Genomic DNA, 25,056 nt, shown 5'->3' on the forward strand with positions numbered 1-25,056 from the left:
GTCATAGCGGTAGAGTCGGCTGACGCCTTCATCGCCTTCGAACTGCAGCACCGAGAACGGCGCCGGATGCGGCGCAAGTTTGACCTCGTACGCCTGGGACGGCAGAACCATGAACCCCATCAACGACTCCCTCGAACACGTGTGACATCAAACACAACGAAGCCGGGCCGCCCATCACCGCAGGCCGGCCCGTTAAATCAACCGCAACAGGTCAGCTCTTCGCCTTGGGCATCTGCGACACCAGCGACAAACCGATGTCCATTCCCTCCACCTGGAAGTGCGGGATGACAAACAGCTTGATGCGGAAGAATCCCGGGTTGTCCTCGATGTCCTCAACCGTCACCTTCGCCTCGCGCAACGGATGCGACGCCTGCAACTCGTCGCCCGGATCCTTCATCTCGGTCACCAGCCCCTTAACCCAGTTGTTCAGCTCAAGCTCGAGCAGACGGCGGTCCTTGGTCGTGCCAATGTTCTCGCGCTGGATCAGCTTCAGGTAGTGCGCGATGCGCGAGAGCAGGAAGATGTACGGCAGGCGCGAGTTAATCCGGCTGTTGGCCGTCGCTTCCTTGGTCTCGTACAGGGCCGGTTTCTGCGCCGAGTTGGCCGAGAAGAAGCACGCGAAGTCATGGTTCTTGTAGAACGACAGCGGAATGAAGCCGAGATTGGCAAACTCAAACTCGCGCGTCTCCGGGATCAGCACTTCGGTCGGAATCTTGGGCTGATAGCCGGTGCCGAGGTCATACAGGTGAACCGGCAGGTCCTCGACCTTGCCACCCGCCTGCGGGCCGCGGATCTGCACGCACCAGCCATTGCTGGTGAAGCTGCGCACCATGTTGGCAGCGAACGCAAACGATGCATTGACCCATAGATAGCGGTCGTGGTCTGGTCCCTTCACCGCCTCTTCATAGTTGAACGCCCGCACCGGTGTCGTGTCCTTGCCGTACGGCAGACGGCCCAGCACGCGTGGCATCGTCAGTCCCACATAACGGGCATCGTCCGTGTCGCGAAAGCTTTTCCACTTGATGTACTCCGCCCGGTCGAAGTAGTTGCCGATATCCTGAATCGCGGCCACCTCTTCCATCGACTGCTTGCCGAAGAAGGCCGGTCCGACGGAACCGATGAACGGCATGTGTGCGGCGGCGGCCACCTTCGAGATATTGCGCAGCAGGCCGATGTCCTGCGGTAAATTCGCGAACTCGAAGTCGCTGATCAGGGCGCCGATCGGCTGGCCACCTGGGGTGTCGTATTCCTCGATGTATGTGAGGCGATACAGGCCGCTCTGGATGAGTTCCGGCGTGTCCTCAAAATCACGGATCAACGCATCCTTCGACACGTCGAGCAACTCGATACGCGTGTTCTTGCGGAAATCCGTGCGGTTCACGAGCATCTTGAGGCCCCGCCAGCGTCCTTCCAGCGCCTGGAATTCCGGCGTATGCATCACGGCGTCCAACTGACGGCTGATCTTGCGGTCGAGCTGGCCAATGTGGAAATCGAGCAGCGACTTGTCCAGCCGGTCCACCGGCTTGCTTGCTTCACCCACCAGTTGCAGAAAGGCGCTCATTCCCCGCGCCAGCCGCTCGTCGGCCGACGACTCGGAGAGCAGGTCGTTATCCCGGAACGCTTCGAGCGGGCGCGCCGCGCTCACGGGCTTCAGGTTGATCTTGCTGCATAGCGACTCATAGACGCTATTGCCATGCCCCGCCCCAAGGGCGCTTCCTTCGGGGCGCAAGGGAACTTCCTTATGGGCGTCGAGCACGACCGTCTTAGTCGTGCCACCTTGCTGGGATTCGTTACGTGACATGTTGGATCCTATCTCTACCGTCCCACCGGGACTCGCGTTGCTCGTTGTCCGAAATGCAGTGAAGGCCGTCTTGCCTTATGCATGACCCTCCGGCTGCGTGGCCGCCGTTGCGATCTGCGCAAGCTCGCCGCGCAGTTGCTGCGAGAGCGCGTTGTCCTTGAGGATCTTCTCGAACTCGCGACGGAATGTGCCGTTGTCCAGCAGGTTCGACTTGAGATCGCGCAGCAGATTGCGCATCGCAAGCAGTGCCTGCAGTTCGGGGATCTGGCGCGCCACCTGCTCCGGCTCAAAATCCTTCATCGACCTGAAGCTGAGCGACACCGGGAGCTCGGAACCGTCTTCGGCGAGCGTGTTCTCGGCGCCCACGTTCAGTTCCGGCGCCAGGTCGGACAGGACAGCGTCGAAGTTGTTCTTGTCGATATTGGTCTTGTTGCGCTCCGCGAGCGGCGCCTGCTCCTTGCCTGCGCTGAAGTCCCCGGCGACAAGCAGCTTGAGGGGCAACTCGACCTTCTTCTGCGCGCCGCCCGTGTGGAGATCCAATGTGATCGAAACCCTTGATTTAGGAATTTCTCGCTGGAAGCTATCCATTATGTAGTCCTTGACAAAAGGATGGTCACCATGACATCGCAAGAACTCGCTCCGTGCATGCGGCAACCCCTTCGTCCCTCCCAGGCGGCAACTGCATTCCGCTTTCGAATGACGCTTTCAGGCACCCCATAACGCGGCCCGCATTTATGCGATTGTTTTTAGTTGGAATCGCATTAAACACGGAACTCAACGACCAAGTCAAAGGCTCCGTTACTTAATCGCCACTGTCTAAATTTACGATGTCTGATAAAAGCAATTTGCAGATTGAGAATAATTGAGATCATTCCTATCTTCACCATGAAAGATGACTATCTTTAATCATCACCGCCAACCCCCTTGAGCCATGCCAGTCATGGATATCAAAATAATACAAGCCTCGATTTCAACAAAATAATTATGAGATATTAGTTTTGAATCGATGCGCGCCTATTGTTTGATATAGAGCAATATCGCAAGCTGCCGACACTTCTCCACCAGTCGATATAAAAATATTTATCGAGGGGTATACCGGCTTTGTTTATCGCGTATAGAATCCGCAATCCAGACCAAAGATAATCAGAGAAGACCACACTCATGCGGATCGACAAACCGCTCTGGCACGAAGGCCTGATCCTCAACCAGCAGCAATTCCAGCAGCAAGACCGGTGGACCGATTTCGTGCACCGGCAGTTCGCTTCTACCGTAATCGCCGAGCCGTGGGGCACGCTCGATGTAGGGATTGACGAGGAAGCGCTGCCCAACGGACGTCTCAAACTCACGCGCTTGAAACTTCGTTTTCCTGACGGAACGCTGTTCGACACGTCAGTGAGCGACGCATTGCCCTCTGCCCGCGATCTGACGCAAGGCCTGTCACCCGATACACAAAGCGTTGTGGTGCTGGCGGCGTTGCCGCTGATGAATGCCACGGGCAGCAACTGCCGCTTTGATGAAACAACGCTCGCGCGGCCACGTCGTTCATATAGGGAGTTCGTGAAAGTCACCGATCTGAACGGCACGGGCGAGGCGGAGATGGCGGCCGAACGGCACGCAGTGCGACTGCTGTTCGACGTCGAACAGCACGCAGACGACACGGTCTGTGCAATCGCCCGTCTTACGCGTGGCACGGGCGGTCATTTCCAGGTCGACCACCGCTACGTGCCACCGTGTCTGACCTTGGCGGGTCACCCGCTGCACGTCGAGCGGGCGAAGCGTCTTGCCGACATCCTGCAGGCAAAGAGCGCCGCACTGGGGGCACGCAAAAGCGAGCGTCTCGAGGCCGTCGCGGAATACGGCGTCGCCGACGTTTCACTGTTCTGGCTGCTCCACTGCATTCACACGTACTGGCCACAGCTCCGGCTTTTCGCCACACACCCAAGCCAGCCGCCTGAGCGGCTCTATTCGACACTCGCCCAACTGGCCAGCGTGCTGATGACGTTTTCGACCGGCGCACAACTGAACGAGATCCCGGCATACGACCACGCACGGGCCGACGAGATTTTCGCGAAACTCGAAACGACGATTCGCGACCTGCTCGACTCGATCATTCCATCGCGTGTGATATCCATTGGACTGACACGCAAGAGTCCCACCACATGGATGGGCCAGTTTCTGGACGAACGGCTCGGCGCCGGCGCGGATTACTACCTGTCGGTCAACGCAGCGGTCGCGCCGTTCGAACTGGTCGAGCAATTGCCGAAGCTGTGCAAGATCGGCGCACCCGACGACGTTGAACACATCGTCAATTCCGCGCTTGCAGGCGTTCCTCTCAAAGCGATTCAGCGCGTACCCGCAGCAATTCCTGTGCGTCTCGACAACCTGTATTTCGCACTCGATCCGAGCAATCCGGCCCACGCGAGGATGGTGGCTGCTCGTGCCTGCCAGATCTACCTGCCAACGACAGTGGCGGACCCATCGCTTGAACTCTACGCGGTACTGCGCTCATGACAACGATCAGTAGCCTGAATAATATCCAGTTGATGGACGCTCAGCCTGTCGCCAGCCGGGTAGCCGGCGGCGGTATTCGCGACCTGCTGCGCGACACGGCACTGCTCGTCAGCATGCTCACGCAAGGTGGCAACACCGAACCCGTAGGGCAGTTACGCCAGCGCTGCGTGCAACTGATGGCAACATTCTCTGCCGCACTCGAGCAGCGTGGCTTCGCCGCGGACGTGCGGGAAGATGCGCAATACGCCCAGTGCGGACTACTCGACGAGGCCGTGCTGCGCTGTCCGTCGATAAAAGACAGGTCCAGCTGGGAAGCTCATCCGCTGCAGGTCGAGCGGTTCGGCAAGCTGGACGCCGGCGATCACGTCTTCGACCGGCTCGCGGAACGCTTGCGCGAGACGCCGCCCAACGTCGACCTGCTCGAATGCTACGCTGCTGTCCTTGGACTCGGTTTCATGGGCCGCTACGCGCGTGAAGGCGAAGCAAAGCTCCCGACGTTGAGGACCACACTCAATGCGAGGCTGGAGAACCTGAGGCCTGCCGTCGCACGGACATTTATCGCGGATCGCACGGGTCGACGTGTGGCGGACTGGTTCTATCGTCTCTCACCGTGGGGAATCGCCGGACTCGGCTGTATCGTTGCCGCACTCGTCTACCTGATCTGGGGCCAGGCGCTCGATGCGCAGCTCGCCCATCTGGTGTCGTCGGCACCTGCGATCAAACCGTGATGTCCGATCTGCGTCTGGGGTATCCGTTTCGCGCAGTGATCATTCTTGCGGTGGTGCTGGCGCTTGCCGTGCTGTTTCAGGTTCTTCCCGCCGGCCGCGAAGTGGCCTGGGTAGTCGCCACTGGCGTGGTGCTGGTTGCACTCGCCGCGGTCGTCCTTCGTACGCTGCAACGCAATCGGGCCCGCGAGCAAAGCGCGCATGTGCTGGCCGCGTTAGGTGCCACGACCGCCGATCTACCGGTGAGCCTGCGCACGCGCATGCCGCTTGTGCTGGTCACGGGAGATTCGCTCGTCCAGCTGTTTAACCGCGCAGGCGACGAAGAGCGGCTGACGCACGTCGGCGACGGTGCGATCTGGCTGCGGGTCGACAACCCACGTGACCTGCCGCGAGTCGCCGTTGCAGTGAAGCAGTGGCGCGACGGCCGCGCACCCGACGGTGTCGTGCTGTCGATCGCGCCTGCCTTGCATGCAGGCGAAGACGTGCTGACGCAGGCGCTGCGCCTTGCGCGCCAGGCGGTAAGCGACGCTTCACGAATGCTCGGCACGAGGCTGCCCGGCTACATCGCAATCTATCAGCGGCTCACCGCGACGCCCGCTGCGGCCGCTGCGGCCGCGGGCCTGCGATGGTACGGCGTGTCGTCGACAACCAGACTTGCAGACGCGCACCGCTTCGAAGCCGTGATGCAGGCAGCCGAAGCGCAGGTCCACCAAACCGGAGGCGATCCTGTTTCCGCTGCGCGCGCGGCAGCGCTTGCGTCGGTCATCGGCTGGACGCAGCGCGTCGTGATCGGCCCGCTCACCGGACGGTTGCAGCCCGCGACGCCCTGGGCGCTTTTCGGCATGGGCTGGATTGATTGCGGCCCGGCAAGTGACCCTCGCTCACCGTGGGCGAGAGACGTCCGCGCGCGATCGGGAATCATGCCGCCGCCGATGGCCGCCTCTCCGGTTCCGTGGCCAATGCCGCAACCGTTGATCGAATCCATGCCCCGGCGACTGTGGGTGTCGCCTCGCCTCGCTGCGCTCGCTCACGCGATCGCCCTGCTCGCCTGCGCCGGAGCACTTGCTATCTGGGGATCGGCGAAAAACAACCAGGCATTGCTCGCGCACATCGGCGCCGATCTCGGCCGGTTCTCGATGATTCCGGCGGCGCATGACACCGCGCGCCGCGACGCCTTGCAGGCACTCGTCGCCGATCGCGACCAGATCGACCATTACGCACGCCTGGGCGTGCCTGCGCGCCTGTCGTTTGGCATGTACCGTGGGGCGCCTCTCATGCCTGTACTCAACGATGCGATCGCCTCTTATGAGACGCCGCCCCCGCCGCCTGCAGTGGTGACGCTCGACAGCATGTCGCTCTTTGACAGCGGTCGCGCACAGCTCAAGCCTGGGTCAAACCGGGCGGTGATCGGCGCACTTGAAATGATCAAGGCCCACCCGGACAAACGGATTCTGGTCGCCGGCTACACCGATAACGTCGGCAACGCCGACGGCAATCTGAGGCTGTCAATGGCGCGTGCTGGCGCGGTACGAGACTGGCTGGTCGAAGCGTCGGGCATTCCGGTGACGCAGTTTGCGATTCAGGGCTATGGCGATACCCGTCCGATCGCAGGTAACGACACTGACGCCGGACGAGCGAAGAACCGGCGCGTCGAGATCACGCTGGTGCCGGACGCCCCGAAAGAAGTCCCGTTGGGAGGCGCCCAGAAGGAAGCCCCCAAAGGGGGAGCGACTGGCGCCTGAGCAGGACACGAGCGCGCCGCTCGAAACAGTTCGGACCCGGAGCATCGCTTTGGGACATTCGCGGTCCGGGGATCGACTCCGGACGATTGTTGCAGTCAAAACGAAGGAGAATGAAAAAATGGCAATTCCGGCATACATGTGGATCAAGGACGATGGCGGCGCCGACGTCAAGGGCTCCGTCACGGTCCAGGGCCGCGAAGGCAGCGTCGAAGTGGTCGCCCTCGATCACAGCATCAACATCCCGACCGATGCGAATACCGGCAAGCTGACCGGCACGCGTGTGCATGCCCCGATCACCTTCACGAAGGAAACGGATGCCTCGACGCCGTACCTGTACAAGGCGGTGACCAGCGGCCAGACTCTGAAGTCGATCGAAATCAAGTGGTACAAGATCGACGATGCGGGCAAGGAGAAGGAATACTTCAACACCAAGCTCGACAACGTGAAGGTCGTCGCGGTCAAACCGACGATGCTCGACATCAAGAACCCGGCCTACGAGAAGCACAACCATCTCGAACACGTCGAACTGCGCTACGAGAAGATTACGTGGTCGTACAAGGACGGCAACATCATTCACGCCGATAGCTGGAACGAACGCTCGTAAGGTTCTGCGTTGATCGCCTGATCCCCTGCGTCAGGTGTACGTCAGCCTCTTTTCGCCAGCCCACCCTGTGTGCGCTGGCGCTTTCTCTTCACATCCCGGCGCCGGCCAAGGCCCGGGCTCTCTTTATTCGTGACGATCATGACGCTGCGCGACTCCACGTTTCTGCTTCGCAAGCTCAACCCGCACTGCGCGAGCGCGCTGGCCGACGCAGCCAGTCTGTGCAACGCCCGCGTGCACGGCGAGATTACGCCTGAACACTGGCTGCTGAAACTGATCGAGCGCGGCGACGGTGATATCCCGGCGATCCTGCGACACTACAAAATCGATATCGACTCGGTGTGGGATGCGCTGCTTGCCTCGCTCGAACGTCTGCCACGCGAACTGCGCGGTAAGCCTGCGTTGTCGCGAACGCTCGCCGACGTTCTGCAAGGCGCATGGCTCCGTGCGTCCGCCGGTGGGGACGGGCCAACGATACGTTCGGGCCATGTGTTGCAGGCATTGGTGGACGCCCCTCATTGCCTGCGTGCAACCGATGCGTGGCCGCTCCTGTCCATCAATGCGGCACAGATCCAGCGGCTCGCCGCAGTGATCGACCGACATTCTGTCGAAGCCCATGACAATGCAACTGCCGGGCCTGTCGACAGCGATTCGCCTGCGCAGACCACCGGTAAGGAAGACGAAGCGCGTCCGGGTCTATCGACGAAATCGAAACCGCAACCGCACGGGCGCGCGAGGCAACCGGAGGGTGAAGCCCTCGCCCGCTTCGCCATCGACCTGACCGCAAAGGCACAGCGCGGTGAAATCGATCCGGTATTTGGACGCGATCGCGAAATCCAGCAGGTTGTCGACGTACTCGCGCGACGTCGCAAGAACAACCCGATCCTCGTCGGCGAGCCCGGCGTGGGCAAAACCGCCCTCGTCGAAGGCCTGGCGCTTCGCGTCGCAGAAGGATCCGTGCCAGACGTGATCCGCGACGTACGCATTTTGACACTCGACCTGGGCCTGCTGCAGGCGGGTGCCGGTGTGAAGGGCGAATTCGAGCAGCGCCTGAAAACCGTGATCGACGAAGTGCAGCAATCGGACATACCGGTACTGCTCTTCATCGACGAGGCGCATACGCTGATCGGCGCCGGCAACGCGACCGGTGGTGCCGATGCGGCGAACCTCCTGAAGCCGGCCCTCGCACGCGGCGAACTGCGCACGATCGCCGCAACCACCTGGTCCGAGTACAAGGAATATTTCGAGCGCGATGCGGCGCTTGAGCGGCGCTTCCAGGTGATCAAGGTCGACGAACCGGACGACACCGCCGCGTGCCTGATGCTGCGTGGCCTTGCGAGCCGCTATGCAAAGCACCACGGCGTACACATCCTCGATGAAGCCATCACGGCGGCGGTCAAGCTGTCACGCCGCTATATCCCGGCGCGTCAGCTACCGGACAAGGCGGTCGATCTGATTGACACAGCGGCCGCACGGGTGCGCATGGGGTTGGAATCGCCGCCCGTTGAACTCCAGCGGGCCGGCGCCGCGGTCGCCGCACTCGAACTGGAAATCAGCACGCTCGCCGCAGACCAGCGGGCTGGCGCACTGGACCTGCAGGAGCGGCATGATGCCCTGCAGGCCGCGCTCACCGATGCGCGTGCGAAACGGGATGCAATGCAACAGCGCTACACACACGAACTTGAACTGGTCAACGCGGTGCACGCGCAGCGCAGCGCGGATCGGGACGCATCGTGCCATGGCGATGATGCGCTCGCCAGCGCCAGGCAGGCCTTGACTGACGCACAGGGAAAGGCGCCCCTCGTCTTTGTCGATGTGGATGGACAGGCCATCGCCCAAGTGGTGGCCGAGTGGACCGGTGTGCCGGTCGGCAATCTGCTCGATGACGAACTGGCCGGACTGCTCACGCTCGAAGATCATCTCGCCACGCGCGTGGTCGCCCAGGACGATGCCTTGGGCGCACTCGCGGAAAGCCTGCGCACCGCGAAAGCCGGCCTGAAATGCGAGCATTCGCCGCTCGGCGTGTTCCTGCTGGCGGGGCCATCGGGGGTGGGCAAGACCGAAACGGCACTCGCGCTCGCAGACCTGCTGTTTGGCGGCGAAGCCGCGCTGACGACAATCAACATGTCGGAATATCAGGAAGCCCATACCGTTTCGCAACTGAAGGGTTCGCCGCCCGGCTATGTCGGATACGGCCGCGGCGGGATTCTCACCGAAGCCGTCCGGCAACGGCCCTATAGTGTCGTGCTGCTCGATGAAGTAGAGAAAGCGCACCGGGATGTGCTCGACATGTTCTATCAGGTGTTCGATCGCGGCACGATGCGCGACGGCGAAGGCCGCGAGATCGACTTCCGCAATTGCGTGATCCTGATGACGTCCAACCTCGGCAGCACGCAGATCGACGAGGCCACGACGGAGACCCCCGACATCCCGCACGCGGCACTCCTCGACGCGATGCACCCCCAGCTTGTCGCGCACTTCCAGCCCGCGCTGCTTGCGCGTTTCCAGACGCTGGTCTACCGGCCACTCGACGCCGCGGCACTCGCGTCGATCGTGCGATTGAAGGTCGCGAAGGTCGCCGAACGTCTGCGCCGTCTTTACGATGTTGCGCTCACCTGCGACGACGTGTTGACGGGATCGCTCGCGCAACTTTGCCTCGCACGCGAATCCGGCGCACGCAGCGTCGACGCGTTCCTCAACCAACGCATTCTTCCCGCCGTGTCGCGTGAACTCCTGACGCGGATGGGCCGAGGCTTGCTGCCGGCAGAAATTCATCTGTCGATGTCCTCCGAGGGGACTTCCTTCGGGGCGTCGCAAGATGAGCGTCTCGTGATTGACTTCATCGATCGCCACGACACCCCGTCGCCTGCCGACGTGACCGCTGACGATCTGGTTGCGGCCGGTACCTGACGGAGAATACGATGCCAGTCGGCCCTTCCCTGTGCGACAAGCTGCTTGGCCAGATCGATGGTGAGCCGCTGGACGCCTACGACGACAGGACACTCGAGATACTGAGCATCCAGCAGAACGTCCGCCGCATTCTCAACGCACGGGCGGGCGCGCTCAAGCACCTGCCCGATTACGGACTGCCGGATCTCACGAACATCTACAAGGCGCTGCCCGCTTCGGCGCATCTGCTCAAGCAGCAGATGGAGGCGACGCTGCTTGTCTACGAGCCGCGCATCCGTTCGATCGACGTGGAGTACGTCGACAATCCTGACCCCGGCATCCTGGTGAGCTACGAAATGACGTGTCACCTGAAGAAAGCCGGACTGGTGCGGTTCGGAACATACTTCGAACCGCCCGGCCGGATGCGTGTGCAGCGGATTCAGGGGGAACGCTGAGCCGGGCGGGTCAGGCGAAACCTGGCAAAGCGTGGTGCCCGTACGCAGCGGTCGACGCACGGCATCAAGCCGAATCGAACCCCGTCCTTGTTGAATCAGAACTGATGCTGAATGCCTGACGTCACCACCAGCTGGCGTCGTGTGCTCGACGGCGACACACCATAAATCTGCGCCACCGCATGACGCCCCTGCTGCGCGACGCCGATCAGATAGAGCGTCGTGCGCTTGGATATCGCGTATTCGGTGCCGAGGTTGATCTGATCCCAGCCTGGCTCCGCGTCACCCGTACCATTGCCCGAATAGCGCCCATTGGTGCGGATGTAGGCCACACCGGTCTCCCACGCAGGCGTGATCTGCCAGGTCAGGTTCGCCTCGTAGTTATCGAGCGTCAACGCGGTCGCGTCCAGATAGCGATACTGCGTTTTCGAGTACATGCCGCCCAATGTGAGCGCGCCGAAGAACTGGTACGAAGCCCCCGCGAGCCAGATACGCTGCCGTTTCACCCCCGCCGTACTGGCAATGCTGTTCGAAAACGTATTCTCATAGTCGTCGTACACGCCGGCACCCGGCGCACCCAATGCGCCGGCCGGCTGCGCATCAGGCCGGTCCGCCTGCAGAAAGCCGATGCCTGCCGCGAACGGCCCACGTGCATAAGCAGCCCCCGCGCTCATCATGCGATTGTTCGCGAAGCCCGACGAACCGTCCGCGGCCGCTGCCTGATTGCTGAAACCATAGGTCGCGCCGAAGCTCAGTCCGGCGAATTGCGGACTCGCGTATTTGACGGTGTTGCTGACCTTGAAGCTCGCATTGGTGTTATCCGCATCGCCAACGTGTGCGCCGATATAACCTGCCCACGTTTCGTTGCTCGCGAAACCCGACACCGTATCGATCGTCGTATCCCATTGCCGGCCCATCGTCACCGTGCCGAAGCGGTCATCGGCGAGGCCTACGTAAGCGACGTTGAATGCGCGGCCGGTGCCGTGTCCGCTCTGCACATCGAACGGGCTCATCAACCGGAAGATCGCATGCGATCCGCCACCCAGGTCTTCGCTGCCGGTCATGATCCAGCGCGACGCCGTCAACTGCCCGCTGGTCGTCGACCAGTCGGAATGCCCGCCGCTATTGTTCGCGTACAGGATGCCCGCATCGATAATGCCGCTCAGGGTCACGCGGCTTTGCGCATGAGCGCCGAACGGCACACCGAACAACCAGGCGCAGGACGCAGCGACGAGCGTCATCCTCACGGCTTTTTCTCGTGATTTCAAAGTACTCTCCAAATCCAGGTGATCAGTTTTTTGCGGGTGCTGCTAACGCAGGAGCGCCTATGACCCGGGTAATCTCAGAACTGTGCGAAAACCGATGTGATTGGTACCCATCGTCACGTCCTGCGCATGGCGCGCGCTCGGCCGGTAGCGTTTGCAATAGATCGGCGAACAGAGAAACGAGCCCCCTTTGATGGTGCCGAGTTCGGTGCTGCGCGCCTTCGCCACCAGCGCGTCTTCGAGATCGACGTTCGGGTTCGGCGGCGGCTCGCTCGCCTGTTGCGCGTGGTTCTGCTGCCACGGGTCCTTCACCCACTGCCAGACATTACCGACCATGTCGTATAACCCATAGCCGTTGGCCGGAAAGCAGCCGACCGGTGAAGTCGACACGAAGCCGTCTTTCGCGGTGTTCTGAAACGGAAAGGCGCCCTGCCAGGTGTTGGCCATCATCTTCGACCGAATCGCGAAGGTGTCGCCCCACGGATAAGTAGTCGAGGTGCCGCCGTGCGCCGCGTATTCGTACTCGGCTTCGGTCGGCAAATCGCGGCCGCGCCACTTCGCGTAAGCCAGCGCGTCTTCATACGCGATATGCACGACCGGATGATTGCCGAGCCCGTCGATCGAACTGCCGGGCCCGGTGGGATGACGCCAGTCGGCGCCCGGCACGAAATGCCACCACTGCATCGCGCCGACCAGCAGGTCCTTCGGCGGCAGAAAAACCGTCGAGCCAGGCCGCGTCATCTCCGCCGGCAATGAGGGATAGCGCTTCGCATCGAGCCCGCGTTCGGCGAGCGTCTTATAACCGGTCGCGGCAACGAAGCGGGCAAACTCCGCATTCGTCACGTCGTAGCGATCGATCATGAAGCTGCCCACCTTGACGCTGCGCGCCGGTGCTTCTTCCGGATTGCCGCCGTCCGAGCCCATCACGAAGCTGCCGGCCGGTACTCGCACCTGATCGCTATCCGACGATGCCGGCGGCAAACCGTTGAAGGCCTCGCACGCCTGCAGGGTACCGAGCGGCACGGCTTGCGGTGCGGCGCCGGCCGCCACCGTCCCCGCGAGCGCCACCTGAGTCAGCACGATGCATGCAGCCGTTGCCCCATGCCGCGCGATCAAACGTCGGATATGCATGCTCATGCCAACGCTCCTCAGTAGTCCATGCGCGGATACGAGGTATCGCGCCACGTCTCGACGACGTTGTTCTGCTGCACGTATTGCGCCCACTCGGTCAGCATCTGTTCGAGTACTTCAGGACGCTTCGCGGAAAGATCGTGCAACTCGGCGCGGTCGTGAGCGAGGTCGTACAGTTGCCAATGGCCCTTGCCGTTGTCGTAGGAATACACCAGCTTCCAGTTGCCTTTGCGCAATGCGTTACGCCCCATCAGTTCCATGCCGTACACGTAGTCGGCCACATGCACGTTTTTTTGCTCGCCAGTCAGATATGGTTTCATCGACATGCCCTGCATCGGCAGCACGGTATGCCCGTGGAATTCGATACCGGGTTGCTGGATATTGGCGAAGTCGAGAATAGTCGGCGTCAGATCCTTGACGGTGAGCACCTGTTCGCTCTTGCCGGGTTGAACATGTCCGGGAAACGACACAAAGGCCGGCGAACGGATCCCGCCTTCGTTGGTGTACGCCTTGAAGAGGCGAAATGGCTGCGCGCTCACCTGCCCCCACGCCGGCCCCTCGAACACGAACGAATTGGCGCGGCCGATGTTATCGAGCGAGTTGTCGAAGGTCTGCGCGATCCACTTCGCGTTGCCGCTGTCCTCGTCCCATTTGTTGCCTTCCGGGCCGTTGTCCGACAGGAACACGATCAGCGTGTTGTCGTATTGACCGCTCGCTTTCAGGTAGTCGATCAGACGGCCGACGTTACGGTCGAGATCGGCCACCAGCGCCGCGTAAGCTTCCATCGTACGGGCCGAACGCGCCTTCTCGTCGGCGCTCAAGGCGCTCCACGGTTTCGTCCCATCCGGCAGCGGCGCGGGCTTCGCGTCGTTCGGCACGAGACCGAGGCGCTTCATCTTGTCGATGCGGCGCTGCGCGATCACGTCATAGCCGACGTCGTAGTTGCCGCGCACCTTCCGCAATTCATCGTCAGGGGCTTGCAGCGGCAAATGCGCCGCCGTATAGGCTGCATACGCGAAGAATGGCTTGCCGGCGCGCTGCGAGTCCTGCAGATAGGCAATCATCTTGTCGGTGTACGTCCGCGACGAATAGAAGTCGGCAGGCAGATCGATCTTCTTGCCGTTCTCGCGGTAGGTCGGCTCCGGTGCATCCGACGTGATCGTCATCACCTTCTGCTTGAAATGCGACGCGCCGCCGTTGATCAACGCATACGAGCGTTCGAAGCCACGCTGGTCCGGACGCATACCGTCACTGCCACCCAGATGCCATTTGCCGGCCATCACCGTCCAGTACCCGGCGTCTTTCATGATTTCTGGCAAAGCCGCCACGCGCTGATTCAAGCCGCCTTCATAACCGGGATGGTTGACCTCTTCCGGCGTCAGATGCGGCGTGATCATCTCCGCCATGTTGCCGACGCCGGCCAGGTGATTGTCCATGCCGGACAGCAGCATCGAGCGGGTCGGCGAGCAGGTCGGCGCGACATACATCGTGTCGAGCAGGCGGCCGTGCGCGACCAGCGCATCGAGATTCGGCGTCGCGATCTCGCTGCCGAATGCGCCGAGGTCCGAGCGCCCGACGTCGTCGGCCACGATCAGCAGCACATTGGGACGCGCGCCGGATGCAGCAGTGGACGCAACCGGTGCGGATGCCGCGACGGCCGCGTCCGCTGCCTGCGAGAGCGGCATCACAACAGTACATGCGCCACCCACGAAGGTTGCGGCAAGGATGGTACGAAAGCTCATTTGATCTCCATTTCCACGATGTCTCCTAACCTCGATTCAAATCCTGTTGCCACGAAGCTTTGACGAAATGCTTTACAACCTCGACCGTCCGAGCCGTTCAAACGCGTTGCGGTCGCGTTGCTTGAGCCTCTTCGCCGCGAGCACGCCAGCCACCGCGAAGATCGGCAGCAAGGCGGTCAACGCATACGACACGCCCACGCCCGCACCGGTCAGCAGCGGAAAATTCACGATGGCGAGCACCAGCACAACCGTCAGGGCGATACCGGACAACACCGGCAACACACCCACGCGCATCACACCCGCCTCGTCCCTGCCGATACGCCTGAAGAACACGAACACCGCCGCCGAGGAAAGCGCCATCAACGCGATGATGCAAAGCGTCGCTACATTCGTGAGCCACGAGAACAGCGTCAGAACCGGATCGGCGTGCGCGACGATGAACACCAGCACAACGATTGCAGCCACCGCCGTTTGCAACAGCGAGCCGATATGCGGACTGCAATGCACACGATGCGTGCGGCCGAGCGCTTGTGGCAGCAAACCCTCACGGCCCGTTGCAAAGAAATAGCGCGACGCCGAATTGTGAAACGCCAGCAGGCCCGCATACACGCTGGTGATGAACAGCACGCTCATCGCCGCGGTCAGCGTCTTGTTGGCGTAGTGATCGGAGAGCGTGTAGAGGAACGTGGTCGGATCGGTCAGTGCGGTGAGTGTCTTGACGATCTTGTCACTGCCCGCGCCAATCACCATGCACCACGCGGAGAACGCATAGAACACGCCGATCAGCAGCACCGAAATGTAGGTCGCCAACGGCACCGTGCGCTGCGGGTCTTTCGCCTCTTCGCTATAGATCGTGGTCGCCTCGAAACCGATGAAGCTGGCGAAGCAGAACAGAAAGCCGATCGCGGGCGTGCCGCTCATGAAGGCATGCGGCGTGAACGAAGCCGCATTGATCCCGCTGTCGCCGCCGCTTTTCAGAATGGCCAGATCGAGGATCAGCACGACAATGTATTCGCCGAATACCAGCAGAGAGAGCACCTTCGCGGACAGATCGATCTGCCGGTAGCCGAACACGCCGATGCTGGCCATCGCCGCGAGCGAGCAGATCCACCATGGCGTATTCAGGTTGAAGTGCGCGCTCAGGAAGCCCGAGGCCACCGCGCCGAACATGCCGTACAAACCGATTTGCATCGTGTTGTAGCCGAGCAGCGCGATCAATGCCGCCGCGCCGCCCGCGGTGCCGCCGAGACCGCGAGCCGTGAACGCATAGAAGCCGCCGGCGTTGGTCACGTGCCGCGACATGGCCGTATACCCGGCGGAGAACATCAACAGGATCACCACCGTAGCAACCAGCAAGGCCGGCGTGCCCGCGCCGTTGCCGAGCATGATGCCGATCGGAAAGCCGCCTGCGATCGCGACCAGCGGCCCGGCCGCCGAGATCACGAAGAAGATGATGAAGCCCAGTCCCAACGCCCCCTTGCGCAACTCGGTTGACGGTGACGGTTCAGCGACGACGCTCATAGTTTTGGCTCCTGGATTTTCCTTCGCCTGCATCACGACGAAGTCGGACGCAGCGCAAGTGTTGATGCACTGTAGAAAACCAAAAATACCGAGCGGGAGCACAAATCGGCAACGCAGTGCGAACTTGGGTTTACGCCTAGACGTCGGCACCTGTAGCCAACCAGGCATCGAATCCAGACGTGAAAGATCAGGCGGGACGTGCGCAAGCACGCCCGCGAGCGGGAACCGTTCATGGGTGAAAATCGGGCAGTGAATCGGACAGAGAATCTGGCCGGCAGGACCACGCACCGGCGCGGACGTGGAAACGCGCGCCGGGCGTTAGCTCAAGCGCGGCGTCTGCGACGGCAATTCGCCGAACAGATCTCGATACTCGCGGGCAAAATAGCCAAGATGCGTGAAGCCCCACCGGCAAGCGGCATCGCCGATCAGGAGTTCTTCCGCGCTCGTCATGCGCAGCAGCCGATGCACAGCGTTGAGTCGGATCGAGCGCAAGTATTCGACAGGCGTCACATTGGCGACGCGCTGAAAGCTGGTTTGCAAGGTGCGGCGACTGCACCGCAGCGCGCGGCACAGATCGAGCACGGTGATCGGTTGTTCGGCGTTGTCTTGCAGAATGCGTTCGCAGCGCCGCACGATGTCGCTGTATGTGGTGTGCGTCAGATCGCGCGGTGGCGCCTGCGATGCGCTTTCGATCAGGCCGAGCAGGACGCTGATCATTTCGTCGCGGAATACTTTGGTCGCGGCGGGATGCGCAAACGCGGCAGCATTGCGTTCGGCGGAGTCGAGAAACGGCGCAAGCCGCTCGCGCAGCATCACGCCGTGTTCATCGGAGAGCGCCAGCACGCCGCCTTTCACCTGACGGCTGGCGTGCTCGCCCACCGTCACGCTTAGCAATTCGTCCATCATCTCGGCGGACACGCTGATGCCGGCATAGTGCATCGACTCCGGCGTGTAGAAGCGAAACTCCTCGCCGGCACCGAGCAGCAATAGCGCGTACCCATCCACGCGCCGCCCCTGAAACGTGCCGACGAGCGGTGCATAGAGCGGCACGGCGATCGAAGCCAGACCGGCCGGCGACACGCCATGCTGCGCCACACGGCGATTGGTGGTTTCGCGAAAGAAATGAAAGTCGGTCGAACTCGCCTGGACGAGCGTGCTCTGGAAGCGGCCGGGTGTCATCTGACGATAAACCTGCTCCCAGCCGCTCACTGCCAGCGAATGATCGTGCACGTCGGCAAGCGTGCTGATCCGGAAGTCCATGTCCCCTCCCGCCTACTCTGAACAGGCTACATTCATGCGATGACAGCCCGGCCTGTCGTAGCGGACGTCAACCTGGACGCAGACGAAAGCCGCAACGCGCGGCCCCTCTGCTGCAAATGAAGAAGCAATGTTATTCCAGGCTGACGGATATGGCTCGATATAAAAAAGCCGCGACACTTCCACGGATTCAATTTCATCGCGCGCCGCAGCAACCCGGAATGCACCTGTGCATTCTGCAGCGCGCCTCAACACTTGACCAAGTCAATTATGCAAATTTCACTTCATCGAAGCCCGCAGCCAATGCGCCGACCAGCGCATCGAGCTGCGCCGATTGGACCACCAGCGGGGGCGACAGGATGATTTTCGTGCCGACCGGCCGTACCAGCGCGCCGTGTGCGCGCACGACTTCGGCCACCGCATTTGCATAGCCGGAGGTCGGGTCGATCGGCTCGCGGGTTTGCTTCGACTTCACCAGATCGAGCGCGACCATCAGGCCTTTGCCGCGCACGTCGCCCACAGCCGCATAGCGTTCGCTGAACGGCCGCAGCGCTTCGAGCAGATGGGCACCCTGCTGTGCGGCGTTGGCCGGCAGGTTCTCGTCCTTGACGATCTTCAGGTTGGCCAGCGCCGCTGCGCATGCAACCGGATGCCCAGCATAGGTATAGCCGTGCATCAACGCGCCGGTGAAATTCGCGTTGCTCATGAAGGCCTGCTCGATACGCTCGTTGAACGCAGTCGCGCCAAGCGGAATGTAGCCGGAAGAAATACCCTTCGCAAAGCACATGATGTCGGGCTTCACACCCCAGCCGCGACTGCCGAACATGCTGCCGGTCCGGCCAAAGCCCGTGACGATTTCGTCGGCGATCAGCAGAATGCCGTACTTGTCGCACACTTCACGAATCAGCGGCCAGTAGTTTTCCGGCGGCACGATCACGCCGCCCGCGCCTTGCACCGGTTCCGCGATGAACGCGGCGATCGTGTCGGGGCTCTGGAAAATGATCTCGCGCTCCAGCATCTCCGCGCAAATCCGGCCGAGCTCGGCGGGATCCTGAGTGAACGGATTGCGATAGAGCCACGGCGTTTCCACGTGAAAACAACCCGGCAGGTTCGGCTCGTAATTGCGCCGGAACGCGGTGTTGCCGTTCACCGACGCGCCACCGAAATGTGTACCGTGATAGCCCTGCTTCAGCGAAATAAACTTCGTGCGGTCCGCTTCGCCTTTCAGCTTCCAGTATTGACGCGCGAGCTTCAACGCGGATTCGACCGCGTCCGAGCCGCCCGAACTGTAGATCACGCGGCGCATGCCTTCCGGTTCGAGCATGTCGATCAGCACCTTCGACAATTCTTCGGCGCGCGGATGCGAAATACCGTCGAAGAGCTGGAAGTATTCGAGTTCGTCCAACTGACGCACGATCGCGTCCTTCACTTCACGCCGGTTGTGGCCGACGTTGACGTTCCAGAGACCGGCCACCCCGTCGACGAGCTTATTGCCGCGATCATCGAACACATAACAGCCATCGCCGCGCACGATACGGATCGGCTCGCGCTGCTGCATTTCGGCGGGGTGCTGCATCGGATGCCAGAAGGCAGAATCGTTCGTTCCCATAGTGCTCACTCCATTAAGTTCAGTATGTTGGTAGGTTCGCGTGCCAGGCATATGCCTGCGTTCGGCTCAGTGCGCAATGCACACGGACTTGGTTTCCGTAAAACCTTCGATGGCGTACTTGCCGAATTCGCGGCCGATGCCCGACTGTTTGAAGCCGCCGAACGGCATGCCCGGATCGAGCGGTACGTGGCAATTGACCCACACGGTGCCCGCCTCGATTTGCGGCACGAGGTTCATCACGGTCTTGAGGTCATTGCTCCACAGGCTCGCGGCGAGGCCGTACGGCGAATCGTTGGCGAGGCGCAGTGCCTCGAGCGGATCGTCGAACGGGACAATGGCGAGCACGGGGCCGAACACTTCGTCGCGTACGATGGCCGCGTCGTGCGGCACGTCGGCGATGACCGTGGGGCGAACGTAGTAACCCGGCAGATCGACCGGCTTGCCGCCCGCAAGGAACTTCAGTCCGGCGGCCTGAGCACGTGCGATGTGCTGATCGACGCGGTCCCGATGCAGCGCCGACACGAGCGGATTGATCTGCGCAGCCGGGTCGAGGCCCGGTCCCAGCGTCATGGCGTTGGCGATATCGGCAAGACCTTCGGCCACTTGCCGGTACTTGCTGCGATGCACGTAAATGCGCGAGGCTGCCGCGCACACCTGTCCCTGGTTGAAGAAACCACCCGCCAGCGCGCCTTGAATCGCCTGCTCGACGTCGATATCCGCAAGCATCACCGCGGGATTCTTGCCGCCGAGTTCAAGCGAAAAACGCGTCATGTTCTGCACGGCGGCCGTGCCGACCAATTTGCCTGTCGGCGTTGAGCCGGTGAACGAAATCTTGCTGATGCCCGGATGCGCCGCGAGCGCGGCCCCGCATTCCCGACCACCGGTGACGACGTTGAACACACCCGCAGGAACACCGGCTTCCAGTGCCAGCTCGGCCAGACGCAGCGCTGTCAAAGGCGTTTCCGGCGACGGCTTGATCACGATGGTGCAACCCGCTGCAAGTGCCGGCACCAGCTTCCACACGGCGATCATCAGCGGGAAATTCCACGGCACGATGCCGGCAACGACGCCGATCGGCTCCTTGCGCGTGAACGCCGTATAACGCGTCCCCGGCGGGAAAGGAATCGACACGTCCAGCGTCTCGCCGGTAATCTTGGTCGCCCAACCCGCCATATAGCGCACATATTCGATCGTCGCGCCCACTTCCACCGCGCGGGCGATGTTGATCGACTTGCCCTGATTCAGGGTCTCGAGTTGCGCGAGGTCTTCGGCATGGGCTTCGAGTAGATCGGCGAAACGCAGCAGAATGCGCTCGCGATCAGCGGGACGCAGACCGCTCCACACACGCGCATCGAAGGCGGCACGCGCGTTGCTTACCGCGCGATCGACGTCGGTTGCGTCAGCGTCCACTACCGTCGCGAGGCGTTCGCCGCTCGCCGGATTGAACACGTCCAGACGTCGCTCCGAATGCGCGCGTTGCTGCGCGCCACCGATAAACAGGCCGAAATCGCGTTGCACGAACGCACGAACCGCGTCGCTGACGACAACCGTTGCATCGTTACTCATATCCTGGGTCTCTCGTTGGTGTCTCGTTGCTGTCTGATCCATGGCCGCGGGGCCATCGTGTTGAGGAATGGTGTCACGCTGGTTTGGCCACCGTTAGCGCAAATCGGCAGGCATGCCATTGCTTTAGGGAAAACATCTAGCAATCGCGTGCGCTCAGGTGCCTTGGAGTTGCGCGCTCGCAATTGACCGCTTGCGGTTCCGCGTACAGGCAATGCTCGAATGCGTCGCGCTGCACGAACAATCGTTCGGGCAGCAGCACCGCTTCGGCCGCATTGATCTGCATGAACAACGCAAAACGCACACCATCGCTATGGCCGACAATTGCGCAATTTGCTTCGACGAAACCGCGGTTAAAACGCGGATCGCCGCTCAGAATATCGACGTCGTCATGCAAGCCGACGCACCGTGCGCCGTCGACGATGTTCCAGCTATCGGGCAGGCGCAGCAGAATGTCGGACACGTCTTCTTCGCGAGAGATCACCGCGGCCAGCGCGGCCGGCCTGCGTTGGAACCAGCGCATGCCATGCCTGCTGTCGGCGCGCTCCACCGCGACAGCCGCGACGGCGTAGAGCAGCATCGGCTCGTCGGCCTCGACCGCTTCGACGCGTGTGCCATCCATCGCCCAGGTGTCGATCATGGCATCGGCCCTCTATAGAAACAGCGCGCCGATCATTTCCGTGCGGCTCGACACGCCGAGCTTGCGGAACATGCGCAAAAGGTGGGTTTTGACGGTGGGCTGCGCGAGCGCGAGGTCCCGTGCGATTTCCTTGTTCGACAAGCCGTTGCGCACGAGACGCGCGATCTGTTGTTCGCGATGCGTCAGGTTTGGACGGATATCGGCGTCGACGTCTGCGCCGATGCGCACGTGTGTGCGCATCGGCCGCTGGTCACGCAGCGCCGGCACCAGCGCGGCTTCCAGAAGCGGTTGCACCGCCCTCGCGTGCTGCTGGTCGTTCACGGAGAAGGCTTCCGCCGGCGCCATGCGCAGCAGCGAAAACGCCGCCACCGGCCGCGTGCCTCGCGTGCCTCGCGTGCCTTGCGTGCCTTGCGTGCCTTGCGTGCCTTGCGTCCCGTCACGCAGCAAGACCTCCATCACATCGACTACCTGATGCGGATTCAGGAAGCGCCGCCAGTACACCGAGCCGCCGCGCGCCGTCTCGGGCAACGCGCCCGCGAGCGTGAGTACGCTGCCTGTCTGCATCGAAAAGCGCGACGGATGCATCGGATCAAGCGTGCAGTAACGCTGCAAATACGTGCGATGCATCGTCTCGGCCATGCCGAACAGCTCGAAGCCCGACGGTTCGTTATCCGCGCCGACCCAGTAGAAGACCGTCGCCGAAGGCCGGACCAGTTGCGCGAGCGTGCTCACTGCGGCGCCCAGCGCGGGCATGAAGGCGCTTTGGGACGCAGCTTCGTCGCGGATCGTGTTCAACATGACGCTCTCCCGGTTCACCAGCTCAAGACCATCGTACGAACGTGCGATTCCGTAGCGTGAGCACGAATTGGCAAATCGACGCGAGCTACGCGCTCAAACGGCGATTGCGTTGTCATCCTTTTGCCTGATTCCGTGCTGCGGGACGTGTGTCTAGACTCTGGGTTCACGCTTCACTCCTTTCATCAAGTCCAATCACGTTCATAAGGAACGCCATGTCCAAACAACGCACGGTTGTCATCACAGGCGCGGGCACCGGTATCGGTGAAGCCTGCGCCCGGCTGTTTGCTTCGCGCGGCGCACGCGTGGCGCTGATCGGCCGGCGCCGCGCGCCACTCGAACGGGTGGCGCGCGAAACCGGCGGGCTCGCGCTCGACGGCGACGCAGCCAGCGCCGCCGACTGGCAGCGCTTCATCGCCGCGATCAAGGCCGACGGCGGCGCTGTCGATGCATTGATCGCCTGCGCCGGCGGTTTCGGCACGGGCACCGCCACCGAAACCGACGACGCGGCCTGGTCCGCCGCGATGCGCGCGAATCTCGACACCGCCTTCGTCGCCGCCCGTGCCTGCCTGCCCGATCTGATCGAACGGCGCGGCGCAATCGTGCTGGTCGCTTCGATCGCGTCGCTCGCAGCGGGCCCCGCCGTATGCGGCTACACCACGTCGAAGCACGCGCTGATTGGCCTGACGCGCTCGCTCGCGCGCGACTACGGCCCCCACGGCGTGCGCGTCAACGCGGTATGCCCAGGCTGGGTCCGCACGCCGATGGCCGATGCGGAAATGCAGCCGCTGATGCAGCGCTACGACGATACGCTCGACGCGGCCTATCAGCGCGTCTGCGCCGATGTGCCGTTGCGCCGTCCCGCGCACGCAGAAGAGATCGCCGGTATCTGCGAGTTTCTGGCGTCGCCCGCTGCGTCGATCGTGACGGGCGCCACCCTCGTTGCCGACGGCGGCTCCTCGATCGTCGATGTGCCGACGCTGGCGTTCGACCATCTGTAGGCGGGGCCTTAGATCATGACGGCGGTCGACTCGGGCAAGGTCGAACCGCCATCGACCACGATGGTTTGGCCGGTGATGTACGAAGCCGCGTCGGAGGCCAGAAACAGCATGGCCGCCGCGATATCCGACGGTTCGCCCAGCCGCCCGAGCGGAATCGCCTGTTCGATGCGACGGTTATGCGCGTCGTCACCGAGATTGCCCATCGCAGGCGTGCGGATCATGCCGGGCTCGACACCGTTGACCGTGATCCGGTGCTTCGCCAGCTCCAACGCCGCGGCGCGGATGAAGCCGTTCACGCCCGCCTTGGACGCCGCATAGTGCGCGAGCCCCGGGTACGCCACGCGCGGCCCCGTCACCGACGAGGTGGCCAGCATCCGGCCGCCGCCCTGCCGGACGAACGCGGGCGTCGCCGCCTGCGCGAGCCAGAAGAGCGCGGCGAGATTCACGGCGAAGGTGCGCTGCAGAACCTCGGGCGTAATCGCATCGAAGGCGGTAAGCGGGAAATAGGCGGCGTTGTGCACGACCACGTCGAGCCTGCCGAAGTCCGCTTCCACTTCGGCAACAAGGCGCTCGATCTGCGCGTGCTCGGCCATATCCGCTTCGTACGCGCGGGCCGCGCCGCCCTGCTGCGCGAGACCATGCACCGCTTCCGAGGCAGCGTCGATGCGCAGGTCCGCAATCGCCACCGAGGCACCGCGCGCGGCAAACGCCAGGGCAATGCCGCGTCCGATGCCTTGCGCGCCGCCGGTCACCAGCACCGCCTTGCCGGCAAAATCACGCATGCTCGCCGCATGCTGCGCGGCGCTGCTCATTGCGGATGCCGCGTCACGTTAAGCACTTGTGCAAGCGCGCCGACCGGGAAATTCGACAGCGTGTCGAACTGGTTGCCCTGATAGCCGAAAATCTTGCCGTCGGTCTTCTTGCGTTCGAGGTCGATCATCACCACACCGAGCGTCGGAATGATTTTTTCGCGCCAGACGAACAGGTACAGATCTTTGGCGATGGCGATGTAGTGGCAACGGTCCACATCGGCGAGACCTGCTTCCACGCCCGCGAGGCATTGCCACGCATAGAAGTTGTCGTTCAGATAGACGTGTTCGTACTGTTCCGTGGCGCTGTACGTGTACAGGTTGCGCATGCCGATCAGTTCGCGAGTCGGATGATGCAACGCCCCTTGCGTCCCTGCTTGAGCACCCTGCTGCACGATCCTGCCGTGACGGAACTGCGCCTGTACGCCGGTCAACTCCAGGCCTCGCTCCACACGCGTGAATGCATCGGTACGGGCTTCGCTTTCATTCGGCAACGTGCCGACCACCGAGGTGCACAAGCCCTGTTTCACATCGAGCACGTAACTCGTCGCTGCCGGCCGCGAGCCGTCGCCACCGCCGATGTAATCGACGAAGTAAATGCCGTCGCGCACCGACGTGATCCGGCATTCGAATTGACCGTTTGTCGTACGCACCAGATCGGCGGAGACGAACGTCAACGCCTCCTTGGGCCCATCCACGAATTCGAGCTGCAACGTACGGCCAGTCAGATCGTCGACAGGCGGCAGGATGTGGCTATCGGGTGCGAAGCCTTCGGCCAGTGCGCCGACCTGGATGAAAACGGGTTGAGATGTCATATCTGTATGGCTCCAGTAGTTCGATGATTTGCCGCGGCTTGACTCGCGTCGAGCGCTAGGCCGCGGCGCCTTTGACTACTGTACGGAGGACGCGGGCGCGGCGGCATCAACCAGAAGGATGACAAAGCCCGCGACTTCAAGCGCCCTGAAAACACCCGATAGGCCTATCGCCCATGGGCCCAGAAGG

The 25,056-nt window shown here is 62.4% G+C and carries 20 protein-coding genes; 7 read left to right on the forward strand and 13 right to left on the reverse strand.

The window, feature by feature from the left end:
• Window positions 1–211: 211 nt before the first annotated feature.
• Entirely contained in the window at window positions 212–1,801 is a 1,590-nt protein-coding gene (gene tssC, locus KHO31_RS33505; RefSeq protein ID WP_201084176.1) for a type VI secretion system contractile sheath large subunit, read from the reverse strand.
• 75 nt (window positions 1,802–1,876) lie between these two features.
• Window positions 1,877–2,389: a type VI secretion system contractile sheath small subunit gene (gene tssB, locus KHO31_RS33510; RefSeq protein ID WP_201084175.1), complete on the reverse strand. Its 513-nt coding sequence runs from the start codon at window positions 2,387–2,389 to the stop codon at window positions 1,877–1,879.
• 573 nt (window positions 2,390–2,962) lie between these two features.
• Between tssB and tssK the strand changes: the two genes are divergently transcribed.
• From tssK to tssE, 6 genes are all read left to right on the forward strand, one after another.
• Window positions 2,963–4,312, forward strand: coding sequence for a type VI secretion system baseplate subunit TssK (tssK, locus tag KHO31_RS33515; RefSeq protein ID WP_201084174.1), 1,350 nt, complete (start codon window positions 2,963–2,965; stop codon window positions 4,310–4,312).
• Window positions 4,309–5,040 (forward strand): DotU family type IV/VI secretion system protein, encoded by a 732-nt coding sequence (locus tag KHO31_RS33520; RefSeq protein ID WP_201084173.1) that lies wholly within the window; start codon window positions 4,309–4,311, stop codon window positions 5,038–5,040. Before tssK ends, KHO31_RS33520 begins: the two co-directional genes overlap by 4 nt.
• The gene (locus tag KHO31_RS33525; protein ID WP_201123128.1) at window positions 5,040–6,779 is read left to right on the forward strand and encodes an OmpA family protein; all 1,740 of its coding nucleotides are present in this window, start codon (window positions 5,040–5,042) and stop codon (window positions 6,777–6,779) included. The genes KHO31_RS33520 and KHO31_RS33525 overlap by 1 nt, the downstream gene beginning before the upstream one ends.
• Before the next feature lie 118 nt (window positions 6,780–6,897).
• The gene (locus tag KHO31_RS33530) at window positions 6,898–7,383 is read left to right on the forward strand and encodes an Hcp family type VI secretion system effector (protein ID WP_201084171.1); all 486 of its coding nucleotides are present in this window, start codon (window positions 6,898–6,900) and stop codon (window positions 7,381–7,383) included.
• Between the two features lie 138 nt (window positions 7,384–7,521).
• Window positions 7,522–10,290 (forward strand): type VI secretion system ATPase TssH, encoded by a 2,769-nt coding sequence (gene tssH, locus KHO31_RS33535; protein WP_211625327.1) that lies wholly within the window; start codon window positions 7,522–7,524, stop codon window positions 10,288–10,290.
• A gap of 11 nt (window positions 10,291–10,301) precedes the next feature.
• Window positions 10,302–10,724, forward strand: a complete 423-nt coding sequence (gene tssE / locus KHO31_RS33540; protein WP_201084169.1) for a type VI secretion system baseplate subunit TssE — start codon at window positions 10,302–10,304, stop codon at window positions 10,722–10,724.
• 95 nt (window positions 10,725–10,819) lie between these two features.
• Here tssE and KHO31_RS33545 read toward each other — a convergent pair whose 3' ends face one another.
• The 9 genes from KHO31_RS33545 to KHO31_RS33585 form a co-directional block, all read right to left on the reverse strand.
• Window positions 10,820–11,989, reverse strand: a complete 1,170-nt coding sequence (locus tag KHO31_RS33545; RefSeq protein ID WP_201084168.1) for a porin — start codon at window positions 11,987–11,989, stop codon at window positions 10,820–10,822.
• 57 nt (window positions 11,990–12,046) lie between these two features.
• The gene (locus tag KHO31_RS33550) at window positions 12,047–13,123 is read right to left on the reverse strand and encodes a formylglycine-generating enzyme family protein (RefSeq protein WP_201084167.1); all 1,077 of its coding nucleotides are present in this window, start codon (window positions 13,121–13,123) and stop codon (window positions 12,047–12,049) included.
• Between the two features lie 11 nt (window positions 13,124–13,134).
• Window positions 13,135–14,859: an arylsulfatase gene (locus KHO31_RS33555; protein WP_201084166.1), complete on the reverse strand. Its 1,725-nt coding sequence runs from the start codon at window positions 14,857–14,859 to the stop codon at window positions 13,135–13,137.
• A 72-nt stretch (window positions 14,860–14,931) separates the two neighbouring features.
• On the reverse strand, window positions 14,932–16,380 hold the full coding sequence (locus KHO31_RS33560) for an APC family permease (RefSeq protein ID WP_201139373.1): 1,449 nt from the start codon (window positions 16,378–16,380) through the stop codon (window positions 14,932–14,934).
• A gap of 318 nt (window positions 16,381–16,698) precedes the next feature.
• Complete coding sequence (locus tag KHO31_RS33565) at window positions 16,699–17,640, reverse strand: helix-turn-helix domain-containing protein (protein WP_201084164.1); 942 nt, start codon at window positions 17,638–17,640, stop codon at window positions 16,699–16,701.
• A 265-nt stretch (window positions 17,641–17,905) separates the two neighbouring features.
• Window positions 17,906–19,246, reverse strand: a complete 1,341-nt coding sequence (locus KHO31_RS33570) for an aspartate aminotransferase family protein (protein WP_201084163.1) — start codon at window positions 19,244–19,246, stop codon at window positions 17,906–17,908.
• Window positions 19,247–19,312: 66 nt separating this feature from the next.
• Window positions 19,313–20,812, reverse strand: a complete 1,500-nt coding sequence (locus tag KHO31_RS33575; protein WP_201084162.1) for an aldehyde dehydrogenase family protein — start codon at window positions 20,810–20,812, stop codon at window positions 19,313–19,315.
• A gap of 136 nt (window positions 20,813–20,948) precedes the next feature.
• Complete coding sequence (locus KHO31_RS33580) at window positions 20,949–21,449, reverse strand: hypothetical protein (RefSeq protein WP_201108627.1); 501 nt, start codon at window positions 21,447–21,449, stop codon at window positions 20,949–20,951.
• A 12-nt stretch (window positions 21,450–21,461) separates the two neighbouring features.
• Window positions 21,462–22,247 carry a helix-turn-helix transcriptional regulator gene (locus tag KHO31_RS33585; RefSeq protein WP_211625329.1) on the reverse strand — a complete coding sequence of 262 codons (786 nt, stop codon included), beginning with the start codon at window positions 22,245–22,247 and terminating at the stop codon, window positions 21,462–21,464.
• A gap of 212 nt (window positions 22,248–22,459) precedes the next feature.
• Between KHO31_RS33585 and KHO31_RS33590 the strand changes: the two genes are divergently transcribed.
• Window positions 22,460–23,245 carry an SDR family NAD(P)-dependent oxidoreductase gene (locus tag KHO31_RS33590; protein WP_201084159.1) on the forward strand — a complete coding sequence of 262 codons (786 nt, stop codon included), beginning with the start codon at window positions 22,460–22,462 and terminating at the stop codon, window positions 23,243–23,245.
• Between the two features lie 8 nt (window positions 23,246–23,253).
• Here KHO31_RS33590 and KHO31_RS33595 read toward each other — a convergent pair whose 3' ends face one another.
• Together KHO31_RS33595 and KHO31_RS33600 are read right to left on the reverse strand one after the other, a co-directional pair.
• Window positions 23,254–24,057: an SDR family oxidoreductase gene (locus tag KHO31_RS33595; RefSeq protein ID WP_201085952.1), complete on the reverse strand. Its 804-nt coding sequence runs from the start codon at window positions 24,055–24,057 to the stop codon at window positions 23,254–23,256.
• Window positions 24,054–24,869 (reverse strand): MoaF C-terminal domain-containing protein, encoded by an 816-nt coding sequence (locus tag KHO31_RS33600; RefSeq protein ID WP_201084157.1) that lies wholly within the window; start codon window positions 24,867–24,869, stop codon window positions 24,054–24,056. Before KHO31_RS33600 ends, KHO31_RS33595 begins: the two co-directional genes overlap by 4 nt.
• Between the last annotated feature and the right edge of the window lie 187 nt (window positions 24,870–25,056).

This window comes from Paraburkholderia domus, assembly GCF_905220705.1.
Lineage (GTDB): Bacteria > Pseudomonadota > Gammaproteobacteria > Burkholderiales > Burkholderiaceae > Paraburkholderia > Paraburkholderia domus.